Source organism: Emcibacter nanhaiensis (assembly GCF_006385175.1).
Classification (GTDB): domain Bacteria; phylum Pseudomonadota; class Alphaproteobacteria; order Sphingomonadales; family Emcibacteraceae; genus Emcibacter; species Emcibacter nanhaiensis.
The window spans coordinates 303,835-322,082 of record NZ_VFIY01000005.1; the positions used below are offsets into that span (position 1 = coordinate 303,835).

Consider the following 18,248-nt stretch of genomic DNA (forward strand, 5'->3'; position numbering starts at 1 on the left):
AAGGGGCAGCTGAACACTGTTTGTTGATGTTGACGCAATTACCGGATTGGCTGGCGGTTGGCGATGGCCGTGACCGGCACCAGCTGAATACCCTTGGCCGGCAGGGTCCTGGCCCAAGCGTCGAGCTGTTCGATGGTCAGCGGGAAGGCGCGGGCAATGCCCAGGGCGGCGCCATAGGTTTTTGCGGTACTTTCCAGTTCCTTGAGGCGGGTCTGGATTTCTTCTTCACTGACCACATTGTCGATATAGCGGTTGTTGAGGGCGCGGGGCATGCCGATCCTGCGGGCATATTTGGCGGCAACGCTGTAGCGGCTGGAGCGGGAGTCCACGAACATCAGGCCGCGCCGGTGCAGTTCCTCGAGAACGGGATGAACGGCATTCTCCGAGGCGGTAAATTTTGACCCCATTTCGTTCAGCACACCCACATAGCCGGTTATCCGGGACAATACCCACATCAGGCGGTTCATATTGTCGCGCGCGGAATATCCGGCCATCAGGGTATGCGGTCCGGGGTCATTTTCCGGATAATTCAGCGGTTCCATGGGCACCAGAAGCAGGGCCTCGTGACCATATTCCCGGCCCATATCCACCCAGTCCTGCAGATTGCGGCCATAGGGGGTGATGGCAATATCCATTTCACCGGGCAGTTCCTTGATCGCCCGTTCGCTATATTCGGCGTTCATGCCGACAGCCTTGACCACGATGGCAATGCGCGGTGCGATGCTCAGGTCTTCATGGGGACGGGCGTATTCCTGCCAGGCCACCAGCCCGTCCGGTCCCAGCACCGGCAGCGGGCCGTCCTTGCCCTCGACCACAAGGCCCGGGTTTGGCACCTCTTTCAGGCGTATGAACTTGGTATAGGGAATTTGCTCTTCGGCCCGGTCAGGTTCCGGTTCCGGCTCAGCCCCCGCGTCTGCCGCCTGTTCCTGCGGCTCTTCTTCGGATGTTGTTTCCTGGTCGGCAAAGGAAAGACTGTCCTCAGGGTCGGACAAAACGATAATGCTTTCCGAGGCAGCCTTCTTGTCCGGTGCGGCCTCGTCGCGCTGTTCCGCAACCTTCTGTTTGTCGGGCTCGTCAGCCGTCAGGGACAGCCAGAGAAACAGGCCGCCGAAGCAAACAAGCACAAGGACCCAGGCCGCCACCAGCGGACTGATGGTGCGTCTGCGCGTCATGGTTGGTAATTCCGGCTCGCCTGCCATTTTTTCCCGGCCGTTTCCGGCCTTCCCCTTTACATTTACCTTATTCCGGTTCCCGCCGCTATCGGGCATGATCGGGAGGCCGGGCTCAAGAGCCCGACGTCCGCCTTTTCCTGTTTACTCGTAATTTCTGGCGATGGCCATACCCCGGATCAGGTTGAAGGCATAGTTGAGCTGATAATCGCGCTGGGCGGTGGTCAGGTCTTCTTCCTCTTCCTCGTCTCCGGCGTCGCCGCTGGTCTGATCCTGGTCGTCACCGCTGTCCTGTTCGACATCGGCTTCTTCGTCGTCGGCTTCTTCGTCGTCGGCATTCGGGTTATCCAGGTGACCCCGCAGGCTCGCTTCACTGCGCCGGCGGGTGTTGATCGCCTCGGCATCTTCCAGGCGCAGCTGCTCGACAACCACGTCCGGGGTAATGCCGTCGCCCTGGATGCTGGTGCCGGACGGGGTGAAATAATAGGCGGTGGTCAGGCGCATGGCGCCGTTCGCGCCCAGCGGAATAACGGTCTGCACGGACCCTTTGCCGAAGGACTGGGTGCCGACAACCACGCCGCGCTGGTGGTCCTGCAGGGCGCCGGCGACAATCTCTGAGGCAGAGGCGGAGCCGCCATTGATCAGCACGACAAGGGACTTGCCGCCGATCAGGTCACCCTTGCGGGCGTTATAGCGCTGCACTGACCGGTCGTTGCGGGTCCGGGTCGATACCACTTCGCCGCGGTCCAGGAAGGCGTCGGAGACGGCAATGGCCTGGTCCAGCAGCCCGCCGGGATTGTTGCGCAGGTCAAGCACCACACCCTGCATATTGTCGCCCAGCTCCTCCTTGATGGCGGACAGGGCTTCTTTCAGGTTTTCCTCAGTGTTTTCGGTAAAGGAGGTAATGCGGACATAACCGATCTCATCCTCGACCCGGTAACGCACCGATTTGATTTTGATCACGTCACGGGTAATGGAGATTTCCAGCGGCGCCTTTTCCCCTTTGCGGACCACCGTCAGGACAATGGGTTCGCCCACTTCGCCGCGCATTTTTTCCACGGCTTCGTTCAGGGTCAGGCCCATGACCTGTTCGCCGTCAAGGTGAGTGATATAGTCACCGGCTTTTATGCCGGCCCGTTCGGCCGGGGTGTCGTCAATGGGGGAAACCACCTTGACCACGCCGCTTTCCTGGGTCACTTCCAGGCCGAGTCCGCCGTATTCACCGCGGGTCTGGACCTGCATATCCTCGAAATTCTTCGGGTTGAGATAGCTGGAATGGGGGTCGAGGGACGCCAGCATGCCGTTGATGGCCGCTTCGATCAGTTCCTCGTCCTTCACTTCCTTCACATATTGCGACCGGATGCGCTCGAACACATCGCCAAACAGGTTGAGCTGTTTGTAGGTATCTGAGTTGGCGCTGTAGCTCACATCATTGACGGCCATGCCGGCGCCAAAAATACTGAGAGCGATCACAGCAGTTGCAGCAAACTTTTTCATTTAGCCAAGTACCTTTCTGTCACGAGCAATGATCCAGGGCAGCGGATTGATAGGCATGCCTTTACGTCGGATCTCCAAATAGAGTTTCTGCCCCAGGGTTCCGGTGACCGTGCCGTCAGACGCCAGCTGAGTGGACGCCATCTGGCCGACTGGTTCACCTTTTAATACCCATTGACCGACAACCGCGTCAAGCCGGCTCATGCCGGCCAGCAGAGTATGATAACCGTCTCCGTGGGAAATGATAAGAAGTTGCCCGTAGGAGCGGAATTTTCCTGAAAAGACAACGCGCCCGTCATGGGGAGCGATCACCGTGGCCTGGGACCGTGTATTGATGGTGATTCCTTTTGATTTACGGCCTTCCGGCGTGGTATCGCCAAAGCGGACGGCGATCGTGCCGCGGGCCGGCAGCGGAATGTTGCCTTTCGCCTGGGTAAAAGTGGAACTGCCCGAGGGCAGGGAGGCAACCTGGGCCGGGGCTGTTTCCTTGCCGGTTTCAACCTGCGGCCTGTCCTCCAGTCGTTTGGCGGCTTCGCGGGCGGCGTTCTCCCGCAGACGGTTTTCTTCTTCAATCCGCTCAATCAGTTCTTGCAGGTTTTGAGCCGTGGCGGCGAATTTTTTCAGCTTCTGGCGTTCTTGCCGGGTGGCCTGTTCCAGCTGGCGATGACGCATCTCGCGCGCACTCAACAGCTTGTTCAGTTCTTCCTGCGAGTCGCTCAGCTCGGCAAGCTCTTCCCTGAGGCCTTCCTGTTCCTGGCGGATGTCCTGGCGCAGGTCCTGCAGGTCGCCAATGTCCTGGCGGATCGCCCGGGCCTTGCCTTCCAGTTCGGGCAGGATCACCTTCAGCAGGCTGGCGCTGCGCAGGCTGTTGACGGCCTCGTCGGGGCGGAAGGCCACCAGTTCGGGCGGTTGCTGGCTCAGGCGCTGCATGGCGCCGAGGGTTTCCGTCATCTGCCCGGTCCGGGCCTGCAGCCGCGCTTCCAGTTCCGTTTCCTGTTGTCCCAGGTCCAGCAGCTTTTCCTCGCGCTCGCTCAGGCGGCTTTCTGTGTCCTGCAGGTTTCCCGCCACCTCGACCATGCGCTGGCTGAGCTCGGAAATCTCCTGTTTGATCTGGCCGGCTTCGGTTTCATACTGGTGGGCCTTGAGGGTGGATTCCTCGATTCTCTTCTGGACGTCCTGAAGGTCCTGTTCCTGTTTGCTGGGGACCTCACCGACTGCCGGTCCTGCCGTCACCAGGCATAGCAGGAGCGAGGGGAGAATGATGTTTCTCCTCCGGCGCAGCATATGGTGAGACAGATTACGCAGTAGCCCGGTTCTCCTGTTGTTGCAGCCCGTTGCCCTGTCGCTCGCCGGCGGCCACCACCTTGAGCAGGGAATGGCCGGTCATGGCGGCCGGCTGATCCAGTCCCATCAGGTCGAGCACGGTCGGGGCCACATCGGCCAGTTTGCCATTCTCCAGGGCCAGCGCCTCGCCTTGCGGCAGGTCGGCGGCGGCGGCCGGGGCATTGACCAGCAGGAACGGCACCAGGTTTGTGGTGTGGGCCGTATGCGGCTGGTCCGTCACCGGGTCCTTCATCAGTTCGATGTTGCCGTGATCGGCCGTCACCAGCATGGTGCCGCCGGCCAGTTCCAGGGCGTCGCGCAGACGGCCGAGGCTGGTATCGATGGTTTCAACCGCCTTGAGGGCGGCCTCCATGACGCCGGTATGGCCGACCATGTCCGGGTTGGCGAAATTGACCACGATCAGGTCGTATTTCTTCGAGGTAATGGCCTCGACCAGATTGTCCGTCACTTCCGGCGCCGACATTTCCGGCTGCAGATCATAGGTGGCCACATCCGGGGACGGGATCAGGATCCGGTCTTCGCCGGCATAGACTTCCTCGCTGCCGCCGTTGAAGAAAAAGGTCACATGGGCGTATTTTTCCGTTTCGGCAATGCGCAGCTGGGTTTTGCCGCTGCGGGAGACAATCTCACCCAGGGTGTCGAGGATTTCCTCGGCCGGGAACAGGGCGGTCATATATTCGTTGAGGGCGGCGGAATATTCCACCATCCCTGTCTGGGCGGCGAATGTGATCAGCCGGTCCCGGGTGAAGCCGTCAAAATGCGGATCCACAAAGCAGGTCAGGATTTCCCGGGCCCGGTCGGCGCGGAAGTTGGCCATCAGCAGGCCGTCGCCGTCCTTCATGCCGGCATAGTCGCCAACCACAGCCGGCAGCACGAATTCATCGGTCTTGTCGTCGTTGTAGCTGGCCCCGATCACGGTGCGGGCGCTGTCATACTTTTCGCCTTTGGCCTCGGCCATGGCGTCGTAAGCCAGTTTAACCCGGTCCCAGCGTTTGTCCCGGTCCATGGCGTAATAGCGGCCGGAAACGGTGGCGATGGCCACATTGTCGAGACCGGCGATGTCTTTTTCAAATTTTTCAATAAACCCGAGGGCGCTTTTCGGCGGCACATCGCGGCCGTCGAGGAAGGCGTGGATGGCGACCGGGACGCCCGCCTTGGCGCATTCCTTTGCCAGCGCAACCATATGGTCCTGATGGCTGTGCACTCCGCCCGGGGACAACAGCCCCATCAGATGGCAGGTGCCGCCGCTGTCTTTCAGGGCCGCAATCAGTTTCCTCAGGTTGTCCACCTCGCCCAGTTTGCCCTCGGCGATGCAGCTGTCAATGCGGGGCAGGTCCTGCATGACCACGCGGCCGCCGCCCAGGTTCATATGGCCGACTTCGGAATTGCCCATCTGGCCTTCCGGCAGGCCGACCGCCAGGCCGGAGGTTTCCAGAAAACCGCGCGGGCATTCTTCCAGGAACCGGTCGTAATTGGGGGTCGGAGCCAGGGCGATGGCGTTGTTTTCGCTGTCGTCACGGTAGCCCCAGCCGTCCAGAATACACAGGACAACCGGTTTGGTGGCATGAAGGGCTTTGCTGGTCATTGGTTATTCATTCCGCTTCTGGCTTAATCCGGGCCGCAGCACCGAACATACATCTATATCTAAATTAGGTTAATAGCGTGTAAAATCAAGCTTGTCAGGCCCTTTTGCGATAAAATGGGGCTTATGTGCGGGCACCGGTTTCAGTCCTTGTGATAGGGGTGCCCGGCAAGGATGGTGGAGGCCCGGTAAATCTGTTCCGTCAGCATCAGGCGCACCATCATGTGCGGCCAGGTCATTTTACCGAAAGACAGCAGGCGGTCGGCCCGTTCCTTGACCCCCGGGCCATAACCTTCGGCGCCGCCAATGACAAAGGTGACGCATTGCCGGCCATCATCCTGCAATCGCTCAAGAATTTCTGCAAACTGGGGGCTGCGCATATCCTTGCCGCGCTCATCCAGGGCAATCACATAGGCATCGTCGGGGATGGCCGCCAGCAGAAGATCGGCTTCCCTGGCCATGCGTTCCGCGCCCTTGATCGGCCGTTTTTCCTCCACTTCAGTGACGGAAACCGGCCAGGGCGTGCGTTTGACAAAAGTTTCAATGAGGTCGAGTTCAGGACCCTTTTTCAGGCGCCCGACGGCGATAATCCGGATTTGCATGGTCCTGCCCCGGTCCTGGTCCTAGGCCTCAGGCGCCATTTCGGGATGGTTGGCCTTGTCCGGGGTGAAGTCGGGCATCCACATTTTTTCCAGATTGTAGAATGCGCGGACTTCCGGGCGGAACAGGTGGACAATGACATCACCGGCGTCAATCAGGACCCAGTCAGCTTTTTCAAGGCCTTCCACCTTGCAGCTGCCAAAGCCGTTGTCCTTGACCGTCTGGATCACATGGTCGGCCAATGACGCCACCTGGCGGCTGGAACGACCGGATGCGATGATCATCGAATCGGCAATGCTGGATTTGCCGTGAAGGCTGATTTCGGTGATTTCTTCTGCCTTTTTGTCTTCAAGGGCACTGAGGATAAGTTCCTTGAGACTTACCGTACTGGACGGTTCCGAAGAACTTGGAATGTTCTTTGACTCCTGGGATGTGGGCACGTTTGTTTTCTATAACCTCTCGGAATATAACGATTTTTCACGTATTGCAGTTGCTGACAAAGGATTTTTCCTGCCGTGGCAGAAAACCCATGCCGGCGGTTTCATTCCCGGCAACAGCGGAGCCTGTGTTTCGCTCAACCGTTGCCGGTGAAATCTTTGCGCCGTTTTGCTGGCATTCGCCATCATAGAATAACCGGGACGATCAAAAATCGCAAATGGAACCAGTTCGGCGATCTGTTCCCACTTCTGCCATTTATCGAACTGGCCCAGGTTGTCGGCCCCCATCAGCCAGACAAAACGGACGTCCGGAAAGCGCTCCACAAGAATGCGCAGCGTATCGGCGGTGTAATTTGTTCGCATCCGCTTTTCCAGGTCCATGACCGTGATGTGCGGATGGGCCGCCACCTCGCGGGCTTTGGCGACCCGGTCAGCCAGGCTCGCCATATCGCCGGTACCCTTGAGCGGATTCTGCGGCGACACCAGCCACCAGACATGGTCCAGACGCAACCGTTTCAGGGCGGCCAGGCTGATCTCCCGATGGGCCGCATGGGCCGGATTAAAGGAGCCGCCCAGCAGACCGATGGTCATGCCGCGCCATTTGTTCCTGCCGGGCAGCAGCGGGAATTTGCCGGATAGTTTGTTTTCAGGGGCGGGTTTGACCATTGCCCCTGACCTGATATTTATAGCTAGTCAGCTGCTCGAGGCCGACCGGACCGCGGGCATGCATTTTGCCGGTGGAAATGCCGATTTCCGCGCCCATGCCGAATTCGCCGCCGTCGGCGAACTGGGTCGAGGCATTGTGCATGACAATGGCGCTGTCGACGCGTCCCAGGAACTCGGCCGCAGTTTCGGCATTTTCCGTGACAATGGAGTCTGTGTGATGCGAGCCGTGTTCGGCAATATGCTTGATGGCGCCCTCTACGCCGTCGACGCAGCGGATCGACAGGATGGCGTCCAGATATTCCGTGTCCCAGTCTTCTTCGCTGGCGGCGTTCATATCCGGGATAATTTCCCGGCATCTGGCATCCCCACGCAGCTCGCAGCCTTTTTCCCGTAGCGCCGCGGCGATCGGCGGCAGGAATTTTTCCGCCGCTGTTTCATCAATCAGCAGGGTTTCCATGGCGCCGCAAATGCCGGTGCGGCGCATTTTGGAATTGACGGCGATATTGACAGCTTTTTCCAGGTCGGCGTCTTTATCCACATAGACATGGCAGATGCCGTCGAGATGGGCCATCACCGGCACCTTGCTTTCATTCTGAACCCGTTCAATCAGGGACTTGCCGCCACGGGGCACGATGATGTCCACCAGGCCGGCCAGGCCCAGCAGTTCGCCGACCGCGGAACGGTCCTGGGTGGGGATCAGCTGGATGGCGTCTTCCGGCAGGCCGGCGTCCTCCAGGCCCTTGACCAGGCACTGATAGATGGCCCGGCTGGAATGGGCGCTTTCAGAGCCGCCGCGCAGGATCGAGGCATTGCCCGATTTCAGGCACAGGGCCCCGGCGTCGGCCGTCACATTGGGGCGGGATTCATAGATAATGCCGATCACGCCGAGCGGCACCCGCACACGGGAAATATTGAGGCCGTTGGGCCGGTCCCAGCTGGCCATCACGTCGCCGACCGGATCCGGCAGTTCGGCAATGGCTTCAAGACCGGAGGCCATGGCTTCGATACGGCCGTTGTCCAGCAGCAGCCGGTCCAGCATGGCGCCGGTGAGGCCGCGGCCCTTGGCGATTTCCATATCCCTGGCATTGGCAGCCAGGATATCATCCTTGTGGGTCCGGAGCGCCTTGGCGGCGGCCAGCAGGGCGGCGTTTTTCTGTTCGGTGGTGCTTTCGGCCAGGATGGCAGCGGCTTCCCGGGCCGACTGACCCATGGCCAGCATCAGTTTTCTGATGTCATGTTCTGTGTTCATGTGCGTTTCCAGCGATTTTCTTTTTACTTTGATGTAAGCGTTATTTAACGCCGTTTCCGGAAATAACAAGGTCGCTGCGGTGGATTAATTCCTCCCGTCCGACATATCCGAGGATTTGTTCGATCTCGTTGCTGCGGCGTCCTTTGAGCTGTCCGGCTTCCTGTGAGGAATAGGAAATCAGTCCGCGACCGATTTCTTCCCCGCTAATATCAACCACTGTGACCGTGTCGCCCCGATCAAAGGTTCCGGCGACCCGGACCACGCCGGCCGGCAGCAGGCTCTTGCCGTTTTTCAGGGCTTTCACCGCGCCATCGTCAATGGTCAGGGTACCACAGGTTTCCAGGGTTCCCATAATCCATTGTTTCTTGGCTGCCAGCGGGTTTTCCGCCGGTTTGAACCAGGTGCCGTGCCAGTCTTTGAGATAGCCGGAAACGGGATGGTTTTTGGTGCCGTTGATGATGACCATGTTGCAGCCGCCCTGGGTGGCGATCTTGCCGGCGGCAATCTTGGTGACCATGCCGCCGCTGCCGAAGCCGGTGGAAATAGGACTTCCCGCCATGCGTTCGATCTGCGGCGTGATCATGTTCACGGTAGAAACAAATTCCGCATGGGGGTTTTTGTTGGGGTCGGCCGTGTAGAGCCCGTCAATGTCCGACAGCAGGAACAGGCAGTCCGCCTCGCACATGGTGGCAACCCGGGCGGCGAGCCGGTCATTGTCGCCGTAGCGCATCTCGTCGGTGGCGACCGTGTCATTTTCATTGATCACCGGCACCACGCCCAGCTTGAGGAGCTGCAGGATGGTGTTGCGGGCATTGAGATAACGGCGGCGTTCTTCCGTGTCGCCATAGGTCAAAAGCACCTGGGCGACGGGCAGGTTATGGCGGCCCAGGCTTTCCCGGTAGGCGGCGGCCAGTTCAATCTGTCCGGCCGCGGCGGCGGCCTGGTTCTCCTCCAGCCGCTTGCCGGGCCTCAGCCCCAGCAGCTTGCGCCCGAGCGCGATGGAGCCGGACGAGACCAGGATCACATCCTTGCCGGCGGCGCGCAGGGCGGCCACGTCCTCGGCAATGCTGGCGAGCCAGTCTTCGCGCAGCTGACCCTTGTCCGCGTCCACCAGCAGGGCGGAGCCGATTTTGATCACGATACGGCGAAAACTCTCTATGGTCTGTTTCATTCGGTGGCGGCTTTCAGTTGACAGTGTGGCTTGTCAAACAAACACATATACTCCCGTGCGGGCGGCTGGCCTAGATCGGCGACCAGCCTTCCGGATCTTCCTCCTCTTCCGGTATCTCGTCCTCATGGTCATCTGTCAGGGTGGCGGCCGACAGATAGGGGGCCGAGGCATCGGACATATCCAGTTCCCGGGCTTCATCGACATTTTTCAGCAGCGCCCTGAGAACCTTATCCACCCCTTTACCGGAAACACCGGACAGGGGCATGATGGGAGAGTCTGTAACTTGCCTGAGCTCATCCGTCAACATTTCGATCAGTTCGTCGTCCAGCGCGTCGATTTTGTTGAGGCCGATGATCTCTTTCTTTTGCTCCAGGCCTTCGCCATAGGCTTCCAGTTCGTGGCGGACGGTCTGGTAGGCTTCGACCACATCCTCGCCGGTGCCGTCGATCAGGTGCAGCAGGGTGGCGCAACGCTCCACATGGCCGAGGAAACGGTCGCCCAGTCCGTGGCCTTCGTGGGCGCCCTCGATCAGGCCGGGAATGTCGGCAATGACGAATTCCCGCTCGTCCACGCTGACGACGCCAAGCTGTGGCTTCAGGGTGGTGAAGGGGTAATCGCCGATTTTCGGCTTGGCCCGGCTGGTGGCGGCAAGAAAGGTGGACTTGCCCGCATTGGGCAGGCCGACCAGGCCCACATCGGCCATCAGCTTCAGCTGCAGCCAGATCCACATTTCCTCGGCCGGGCCGCCGGGGGTGGATTTGCGCGGCGCCTGATTGACGGAGGATTTGAAGGCGGCGTTGCCGACGCCGCCCCTGCCGCCTTCCAGCAGCATGATCACCTGTCCCGGTTCGGTCAGGTCGGCCAGCAGCACTTCGTGGTTTTCATCAAAAATCTGGGTGCCGACCGGCACCTTGAGCACCAGGTCTTTGCCTTGGGCGCCGGTGCGGTTCTGGCCCATGCCGTGACCGCCGCGCTGGGCCTTGAAATGCTGCTTGTAGCGATAGTCGATCAGGGTGTTGAGACCTTCCACGGCCTCGACCAGTATATGGCCGCCGCGTCCGCCGTTGCCGCCGTCGGGGCCGCCGAATTCGACGAACTTCTCGCGCCGGAAGCTGACGCACCCCTGTCCGCCGGCGCCTGAACGGGTATAGATCTTACATTGGTCGAGGAACTGCATGTTGTCGCTCTGGTCTAAACGTTTGTCGCCCCGATCATAGGCGGGGAGAGGTTATAAAAAAAGGATCAATCATAAAGGGCGTGGAAAAAGCCCAAAAGAAAAAGGGAATGCCGGATCAGACCCTGGGCATTCCCCTTTCGGAAACCTGTATGTTAAATTCCGGCTTAGTCTTCCACGTGCACGTAGCTGCGTTTCAGTTTGCCTTTGGAGAATTTAACCTTGCCGTCGGTCAGCGCAAACAGGGTGTGGTCCTTGCCCATGCCCACGTTGTTGCCCGGGTATACCTTGGTGCCGCGCTGGCGAACCAGGATGTTGCCGGCGACAACGGCTTCACCGCCGAATTTTTTCACACCAAGACGGCGACCAGCTGAGTCGCGACCGTTACGGGAACTACCGCCTGCTTTCTTATGTGCCATGACTTACTTCTCCTCGGTTTTCTTGGTAGTGGTTTTCTTTGCGGCCGGTTTTTTAGCCGCAGTTGTCTTTTTCGGAGCTGCCTTTTTGGCCGGCGCCTTTTCTGCGGCGGCTGTCTTGGCCGGAGCAGCTTTCTTGGCAGCGGGTTTCTTGGCGGCCGGTTTGGCTTCTTCGGCTTTTTCAGCCGGTGCGGCTTCGGCTTTCTTGGCCGGGGCAGCTTTCTTCGCGGCGCCCTTGCCGATTTCCAGAACCTTCAGCACGGTCAGTTCCTGGCGATGACCTTTTTTACGGCGATAGTTCTGGCGACGTTTCTTTTTGAAAACGATAACCTTGTCACCGCGGGTCTGTTCCAGGATCTCGGCGGTAACCACAGTACCGTTGACGGTCGGGGAACCAACCTGAACACCTTTGTCATCACCGACCATCAGGACCTCGTCGAGGGTCACTTTGGCGCCGGCTTCACCATCCAGTTTTTCAACCTTCAGGACATCATCTTTGGCTACTTTATACTGTTTGCCACCAGTTTTGACGACTGCAAACATTTTGAATTCCTGTTTTTATCCTGGTCATAGCCGGTAACGAACAAGTGTCCGTATTTACAGACCGGGGTATGACGATTCGTCAAACTACGGGAATCATCCCGTGTTCAGAGATGGCGCAATATAGCGCCGGTAAAGCACATGTCAAGGTTTTTAAGGCCTTTGCGGGCAGCTTGTCGGTCTGTCCGGAAAAGCGGGCAGACCGGTGAAGGACGTTATTCCCCTTCAGCGATGTCGTGCAGTGCTTCCGGGTCGGTAAGAATGACGTGATGGGCGCCTTCCAGTCTGATCAGGCCGGCCTGGGCCAGCTTGGTAAACTGGCGGCTGACCGTCTCTACCGTCAGGCCGAGAAAATCCGCGACATCGGCGCGGCTCATGGGCAGATAGGCCTGGTTGACCGGATAGGTGCCGAGAAGCTTTGTTTTCTCCGCCATATACAGCAGGAAGCTGCATAGCTTTTCACTGGCCGATTTGCGCCCCAGCAGCAGCATCTGGTCGTGGGCGGACTGCAGCTCGGTGGTGGTCATGTCAAAGACCCGTTCGCCCAGCTTCGGCAGTTCGCGGAATTTTTCGGTGATTTTCCCGCGCTTGAAGCGGCAGGTCTTGACCGGGGTAATGGCTTCGGCGGTATAGGTATAGACATCCTTGCAGGCCAGGCCGAAAAAGTCGCCCGGGAACAGGAAGCCGGTGATCTGCCGCCGCCCGTCGGGCAGCATCTTGGACAGTCTGACGGTGCCTTCCTGCAGGTTGAACAGATAATCGGCCGGGTCTCCCTCGGCGCAGAGGATCTGCTTGGTGTCCCTGTTGAAGTCAGTGGAAATATCATCCAGCAGGTTTATTTCTTCTTCATCGAGAACATTGCACATGGCAATGTGGCGGACACTGCATTTTTCACAGGCGGACTTGTGGTTGCAGTGCTCGGAGGTAATAACCCGCAATTTGGACCTGATTTCCCCGGTAGGGGATGTTTTCATGGGATTGTCCATGTTGAAACCCTGATAATTTTCTGACCCTGAATATGTAATAATTCATATATCGAATGGCCTGTTATGGCAACAAGAACCCGAAAAAATACTGTGTAGTTACAAATAAGGCGGTTCCGTATCTGGACCGGCGCAGATATGTCCACAGGGTATGCAGGATTTGGGTAAAAGGGGTTTTGCGTCAACGGGATGGCGAACCTTGACCATGTCTGGTCAATTCACAGGATTATTGCAATTGATGCGAATCAATGCTTCAATGAGGCCGGGCGAATAGGATGCACCTTACGGGTGTTCAACTCAGAATCACACAGAGAGGCGAGAAAAGCAGATGACAGGCGATAAAGTAAAATTTCTGGTGGGATATGACGGCGGCGAGCTGAGTGAGCGGGCGGCGGAACTGGCGGCCGGCAAGCTGGCTACCCGGGGCGGTGGCATTCTCTACCTGGTTTATGTGGTGGACTGGTCCGAGTTCGAGGTCATGAGCGTGGAGGAACTGGCGGTGCGCCATTCCCAGCAAATGGAACAGCTGGAAACCGCCGAAGAGGAAATCATCGCGCCGGCCAAGAAACGACTGGCGCGGGAAGGCGTGGAAATCAAAAGCTTCGTTCAGGTCGGCCATGCGGCCGATGTGATTACCTCGCTGGCCGAGGAAGAAAATGTGGAACAGGTGTTCCTGGGCCACAAGGGCAAGGGACTGCTGGCCAAGATCGGTTTGGGCAGCGTGGCCTATGGCGTGCTGCAGAAGGCCAAGGTGCCGGTGACGGTGGTGCCCTAGTTCCGGACTGTGCCGGCAAGAAAAATCCAATGAAAACGGCCGCTTAGGATCTAAGCGGCCTTTTTGTTCCCAGATTGGGACAGTTTGGCGGTTTGTTGCGGAATTATGTCGGCTTTCTTTACAGTTGCATGGTTCAGGAAAAATGCCCCGATAAGTTAAAATTTATTAACTTTTTGTTTAATAACGAAAAAATAGCGATTTTACAAAATTGGCACGTTATTTGCGAGGTAAGAGGGCAAGTGAAGAAATATTATGTAACCTGTAATATAAGAGGTTAGTTATGGTAAATATCTTTAACAATATGATCAAGGCCGCAGGCCTGGCCGCGCTGATGGCTCTGGGTGGCGCTGCGGCGTCCCAGGCGGCAATTGTCAGCATTTCGGGCACCTGTCAGGCAGGATGCGACGATGTGGGGGTTGCCGACGGTACCGCCTACTCCGGTGAACTGGAACTGGTTGATTCTGTTGTCGTGCCCAACGGCTCATTTGACAATGGTGATGTCCTCGGCTTCTCCCTGGAACTTGGCAGCATGCTGATTGATGATGCTTCTGCCGTGGCCTACAACATCTCCGGTACATTTGACGACACCGTATCCACGCTGGTTGAATTTTACATCGTGGCAACGGAGGCGCTCTTCGACGATACCGGCGAGATCATGGTGCTGATCAGCGAGCAGTCCATTTACCGGGCCCAGGTGGATGGCTGGTGTGATACTGAGGCCTGCCTGAGCGGTTCAGCTATTGGTATTGACCTGAGCGAGCCTGAAATCACTGTGGCTGTGGAAGCTTCCGAGCCGGCCATGCTCGGCCTGCTGGGTCTGGGTCTTGTCGGCTTCGGCCTGGCCCGCCGCCGTCACGGATAAGGTTTCACTATATTTATTCTGAAAATGCCAAACTTTTGGGCCGCCCTGCTGAGGCGGCCCTTTTTTATGGCGAGGCCGTTATTGCAGCAAATCGCCGTTATTGCGGCAAATCAATGTAGGCCACCTGTAAAATTCTGCTTCCAGGGTGTCGGTTTTCTTTACAACCTGTGATGGTTATTTGCCTTTTCAGTTATCCTTTTGTTATATAAGGTGCTGTTTTATATATGTATATTTTTGTTCCTTGCCATTGGCACAATGTTTGCTTGTAAATTAGGGCAGGAATGTCAAAGAAAATTGATCTTTAGAATTGGGGGTTCTCTATATGTATGAAAAACTTTCTATGTTGCTAAAGGTGCCTGTTCTGTCTGCTCTGATGACAGTCGGCGCCGTTTTCACGTCCCAGGCTGCCGTCGTGAGTATTTCCGGCATATGCCAGACCGGCTGTGGCGATGTGGGTGTGCCCGACGAAACCGGCTATTCCGGCGAGATTGAGCTTGTGGATGCTGTTGTCGTGCCCAACGGCTCCTTTGACAGTGATGATGTGCTCGGTTTTTCTTTTGAAATCGGTTCGACAACCATCAGTGACGCTTCGGCCTCCGCCTATAATATTTCCGGCACGTTTGATGCTGCGGTTTCAACATTGGTTCAATTCTATATTGTGGCGACGGAAGCCCTGTATGACGATACCGGCGAGATTATGGTCCTCATCAGCGACGAGTCCTTCTATACTGCCAGTGTGAATGCTGTGGGGAACGGAGGAACGACAAATGACGCTGGATTTGAATTGATTATGGACTTCATCGATTTCACTGATCAGATACAGTTCCAGGAGGTTCCTGAATTTGCTGTTGGGACAGTTTCCGAACCGGCCATGCTCGGCCTGCTGGGTCTGGGGCTTGCCGGTTTCGGCCTGGCCCGCCGCCGTCGCGGATAGACAGCAATTCTGTAGAACAGTAAAAAAGAACGGGCCGCCCTGCTGAGGCGGCCCTTTTTTATGGTGAGTTCTGAAAAAGCTCAGAAGCCGTAATTGACGCTGAAGCGGAAATTGCGGCCCGGCAGCGGCAGCACATCCTTGAGGAAGCTGGTGTGCAGGCGCCGTTCTTCATTGGTCAGGTTCTGGACCTGCAGGGTCAGGGCCAGGTCTTCCTCTTCCCCCATGGGCTTCCAGGACGCTTCCAGGTTTACTTCCGTATAGCCCTCGGTCGGCAGTTCATGTTCGCTGATCTTGTCCTGCTCGCTGACAAAGCGCACTTCCGCCCGGGCGTCGATATAGTCGCTGGCATAGTCGGCGCCAAAGCCGAAGCGGAACGGCGGGATGCGGGGCAGGTCGCCCAGGTCGTCATCCAGCTTGGCCCGCACATAGTCGGCCATGGCATCAAAAGTGATGGATTTGTCATCCTGTTTCCAGATCACGTAGGACGCTTCCGCTTCAAAACCCCAGAAGGTGGCATCCTGCTGCCGGAACTGGAACACCTCGAGTCCGTCTTCCTCTTCACCGGTTTCCACCTCATAGATGAAGTCATTGTACCAGGTGTGGTAAAGGTTCAGGGTGGCGCTAAGACGATCATCCTGATGTTTGAAGGAAATTTCCGCCGTGGTTCCTTTTTCCGTAGTCAGGCTGCTGTCGCCTACCTCAAAGGCGCCGGTGGCAATATGGGGGCCGTTGGAGAACAGTTCTTCCGCGGTCGGCGCCCGTTCCGCCCGGCTCACATTGATGCCGATGAGACTATCTTCCGCAAGATGGTAGGCGGCCCCGGCAGACAGGCTGACGGTATCGAATGCCCGTGAAATCCCTAGGCCGTTATTGTCCGTCTTCTGATGATCGAAGCGGGCCCCCATGTCGATGGTGACCGGATCAAGCTCCAGTTCCTCCACGGCAAAGACGCCCCACTGGAAGGTGTCGGTCGGCGGTACGAAGGCCTCGTCACCGATGGCCTGGAAATCCCGGCTCCGGAGATGAATCCCCATGGAGCCGTGCCAGTTTCCCTGTTCTTTCTGGATCAGCTCCAGCCGGCCTTCCCAGCCCTTGTTTTTGAAGACGGTGCCGGTCTCGCCACCTTCCAGTTCCTTGTGTTCGTAATCGCCATAGCCGAACCGAAGTTTGGCCTGCTGGAAGATGGCGAAGTCCACATCGCTCTCCCCCTTGAGGTCAAAGCGGACCTGTTCCAGGTCGATCCGGACGGGGCCTTCTTCCTCATGCTCGTGGTCGCCTTCCCCGTCACCTTCTTCTTCCTCTTCGTGGACATGGCCGGCGGGGACGCCGTAATTACTTTTGGAATAGCTGACGGAGGCCCCGAGCATGGCGTCATCGCCGATCCAGCTCAGGCCAAATGCGCCGCCCTTGTTTTCAAGGCTTGAGTTTTCCACCGTACCCTCGGCGGCTTCCTCTTCTTCATGTTCGTCATGACCTTCCGCTTCGTGCAGGGCCTCGCTTTCGGCGGATCCGGGGATGTCATAGTCGCCGGCATCCCGGTAATAGCCGTTCACATGGCCGGCAAGCTGCTCGGACAGGCCGAAGGTGAGGGCGCCGCCGGCGGAAAAATCATCGGCCACGGTGCCATAGCTCAGGCGGCTGCGGCCGTCCAGGCCGTCGTCCGGGACCACGGTCGGGATGCGGTCGTCAATGATGTTGACCACACCGCCGATGGCGTTGTTGCCGTAGATCAGGGTGCTGGCGCCTTTGAGGACCTCGACCCGGCGGGCGGTCAGCGGATCACCGGCCACCGCATGGTCCGGGCTGGTGTTGGCGGCGTCAATGGTGCCGATGCCGTTGGTCAGCATGCGGATCCGGTCACCGCCCAAGCCGCGGATCACCGGACGGCTGGCGCCGGGACCGAAAAAGGTGGAATGGACGCCGGGCACCCCGGACAGGGTTTCGCCGATGGTGGCGGCCATCATTTTATCCAGCTGTTCCTCTGTTACCAGGCTCGATCCCTGCAGCACGTCCATCTGGCTTTTGGCATGGGGGCTGGCGGTGGAGAAGATTTCCTCCATTTCGTGACCATGGTGATGGGCCTGGTCCGTATCAGTGGAGGCGGGATCGGCAAACGCCGGTGTTGCCGAGACGGCAAACAAAAGACAAATCAATCGGCTTGAAGAAAGCATAGACATAATAGATACCTTGAAAATGTTATAATATATCGTCCATAAGCCTGTATGTTATATAGTATCATTTATGTCAAGCGCTGATCTCAACTTTTTGACTTTTCGGGTGTCAGGGCTTGAGCGCCTTTTTGATCAGCGCTTTGGCGTCGGCAGAGTTCCATTCCGCCGGTCCTACCAGCCGTCCCAGTTCCTGCCCGTCCCTGTTGATCAGCAGGGTGACGGGCAGGCCCAGCACGCCGATGGAGCGGCTGAATTTGCCGGTCGGGTCAAGATAGGGCCTGAGCGAGGTCACGCCGATTTCATCGAGGAATTTCAGGGAGGCTTCGCGGCCGCCCCGGTCCATGGACAGGATCACTACCTGGAAATCATCGCTTTGCATGTCCTGGTTCAGGGCTTCCAGGTCCGGCATTTCATGGCGGCAGGGGGCGCACCAGGTGGCCCAGACGTTGAGCAGGATCACCTTTCCGTCAAAGGCGCCAAGCGTGATGTCCTTGCCGTCGGGACCGGTGAAGGGCAGGTCAGACAGGGGGGACGGGTCCGCTTTGGCCGTGAATTTTGCCATTTTTCCCACCGCCAGGGCTTGCAGCGGGCCCGCTTTTGGCGTATCCCCGTCCTTTAGGAAAAATAGTGCCACAAGTGCCAGTGCGATGAGTGCAACAAGAGCTGGAAGTGTTCTTTTCA

The 18,248-nt window shown here is 58.1% G+C and carries 18 protein-coding genes; 3 read left to right on the forward strand and 15 right to left on the reverse strand.

Annotated elements, in window-relative coordinates; genetic code table 11:
- Positions 1 to 38 precede the first annotated feature (38 nt).
- The 13 genes from FIV46_RS05345 to FIV46_RS05405 all read right to left on the reverse strand — a co-directional run bounded on the left by FIV46_RS05345 (position 39) and on the right by FIV46_RS05405 (position 12,816).
- Positions 39 to 1,172 (reverse strand): divergent polysaccharide deacetylase family protein, encoded by a 1,134-nt coding sequence (locus tag FIV46_RS05345; protein WP_181163063.1) that lies wholly within the window; start codon positions 1,170 to 1,172, stop codon positions 39 to 41.
- A 141-nt stretch (positions 1,173 to 1,313) separates the two neighbouring features.
- The gene (locus FIV46_RS05350; protein ID WP_139939157.1) at positions 1,314 to 2,666 is read right to left on the reverse strand and encodes a S41 family peptidase; all 1,353 of its coding nucleotides are present in this window, start codon (positions 2,664 to 2,666) and stop codon (positions 1,314 to 1,316) included.
- A complete protein-coding gene (locus tag FIV46_RS05355; protein WP_181163064.1) occupies positions 2,667 to 3,896 on the reverse strand; it encodes a murein hydrolase activator EnvC family protein in 1,230 nt (409 codons plus the stop codon).
- Between the two features lie 64 nt (positions 3,897 to 3,960).
- A complete protein-coding gene (gene gpmI, locus FIV46_RS05360; protein ID WP_139939160.1) occupies positions 3,961 to 5,592 on the reverse strand; it encodes a 2,3-bisphosphoglycerate-independent phosphoglycerate mutase in 1,632 nt (543 codons plus the stop codon).
- Between the two features lie 140 nt (positions 5,593 to 5,732).
- The gene (rlmH, locus tag FIV46_RS05365) at positions 5,733 to 6,191 is read right to left on the reverse strand and encodes a 23S rRNA (pseudouridine(1915)-N(3))-methyltransferase RlmH (protein WP_139939162.1); all 459 of its coding nucleotides are present in this window, start codon (positions 6,189 to 6,191) and stop codon (positions 5,733 to 5,735) included.
- Between the two features lie 21 nt (positions 6,192 to 6,212).
- Positions 6,213 to 6,629 carry a ribosome silencing factor gene (gene rsfS / locus FIV46_RS05370; protein WP_139939164.1) on the reverse strand — a complete coding sequence of 139 codons (417 nt, stop codon included), beginning with the start codon at positions 6,627 to 6,629 and terminating at the stop codon, positions 6,213 to 6,215.
- Between the two features lie 9 nt (positions 6,630 to 6,638).
- Complete coding sequence (locus FIV46_RS05375; RefSeq protein WP_139939166.1) at positions 6,639 to 7,292, reverse strand: nicotinate-nucleotide adenylyltransferase; 654 nt, start codon at positions 7,290 to 7,292, stop codon at positions 6,639 to 6,641.
- The gene (locus tag FIV46_RS05380; RefSeq protein WP_139939168.1) at positions 7,273 to 8,541 is read right to left on the reverse strand and encodes a glutamate-5-semialdehyde dehydrogenase; all 1,269 of its coding nucleotides are present in this window, start codon (positions 8,539 to 8,541) and stop codon (positions 7,273 to 7,275) included. The genes FIV46_RS05375 and FIV46_RS05380 overlap by 20 nt, the downstream gene beginning before the upstream one ends.
- A gap of 40 nt (positions 8,542 to 8,581) precedes the next feature.
- The gene (gene proB, locus FIV46_RS05385) at positions 8,582 to 9,712 is read right to left on the reverse strand and encodes a glutamate 5-kinase (RefSeq protein WP_139939170.1); all 1,131 of its coding nucleotides are present in this window, start codon (positions 9,710 to 9,712) and stop codon (positions 8,582 to 8,584) included.
- A gap of 70 nt (positions 9,713 to 9,782) precedes the next feature.
- Positions 9,783 to 10,889: a GTPase ObgE gene (gene obgE, locus FIV46_RS05390; RefSeq protein WP_139939171.1), complete on the reverse strand. Its 1,107-nt coding sequence runs from the start codon at positions 10,887 to 10,889 to the stop codon at positions 9,783 to 9,785.
- A 164-nt stretch (positions 10,890 to 11,053) separates the two neighbouring features.
- Positions 11,054 to 11,305 (reverse strand): 50S ribosomal protein L27, encoded by a 252-nt coding sequence (gene rpmA, locus FIV46_RS05395; protein WP_139939173.1) that lies wholly within the window; start codon positions 11,303 to 11,305, stop codon positions 11,054 to 11,056.
- 3 nt (positions 11,306 to 11,308) lie between these two features.
- A complete protein-coding gene (gene rplU, locus FIV46_RS18390) occupies positions 11,309 to 11,845 on the reverse strand; it encodes a 50S ribosomal protein L21 (RefSeq protein WP_139939175.1) in 537 nt (178 codons plus the stop codon).
- Between the two features lie 212 nt (positions 11,846 to 12,057).
- Positions 12,058 to 12,816, reverse strand: a complete 759-nt coding sequence (locus tag FIV46_RS05405) for a helix-turn-helix domain-containing protein (RefSeq protein ID WP_139939178.1) — start codon at positions 12,814 to 12,816, stop codon at positions 12,058 to 12,060.
- A 337-nt stretch (positions 12,817 to 13,153) separates the two neighbouring features.
- Between FIV46_RS05405 and FIV46_RS05410 the strand changes: the two genes are divergently transcribed.
- The 3 genes from FIV46_RS05410 to FIV46_RS05420 all read left to right on the forward strand — a co-directional run bounded on the left by FIV46_RS05410 (position 13,154) and on the right by FIV46_RS05420 (position 15,396).
- Positions 13,154 to 13,600, forward strand: a complete 447-nt coding sequence (locus tag FIV46_RS05410; RefSeq protein ID WP_139939180.1) for a universal stress protein — start codon at positions 13,154 to 13,156, stop codon at positions 13,598 to 13,600.
- A 280-nt stretch (positions 13,601 to 13,880) separates the two neighbouring features.
- The gene (locus tag FIV46_RS05415) at positions 13,881 to 14,462 is read left to right on the forward strand and encodes a PEP-CTERM sorting domain-containing protein (RefSeq protein ID WP_139939182.1); all 582 of its coding nucleotides are present in this window, start codon (positions 13,881 to 13,883) and stop codon (positions 14,460 to 14,462) included.
- 322 nt (positions 14,463 to 14,784) lie between these two features.
- Positions 14,785 to 15,396, forward strand: a complete 612-nt coding sequence (locus tag FIV46_RS05420; RefSeq protein WP_139939184.1) for a PEP-CTERM sorting domain-containing protein — start codon at positions 14,785 to 14,787, stop codon at positions 15,394 to 15,396.
- Between the two features lie 80 nt (positions 15,397 to 15,476).
- Here the strand turns inward: FIV46_RS05420 and FIV46_RS05425 are convergent, their stop codons facing one another.
- Both FIV46_RS05425 and FIV46_RS05430 read right to left on the reverse strand, forming a co-directional pair.
- The gene (locus FIV46_RS05425) at positions 15,477 to 17,573 is read right to left on the reverse strand and encodes a TonB-dependent receptor (RefSeq protein WP_139939185.1); all 2,097 of its coding nucleotides are present in this window, start codon (positions 17,571 to 17,573) and stop codon (positions 15,477 to 15,479) included.
- Positions 17,574 to 17,676: 103 nt separating this feature from the next.
- On the reverse strand, positions 17,677 to 18,129 hold the full coding sequence (locus FIV46_RS05430) for a TlpA family protein disulfide reductase (RefSeq protein WP_181163065.1): 453 nt from the start codon (positions 18,127 to 18,129) through the stop codon (positions 17,677 to 17,679).
- Positions 18,130 to 18,248 lie beyond the last annotated feature (119 nt).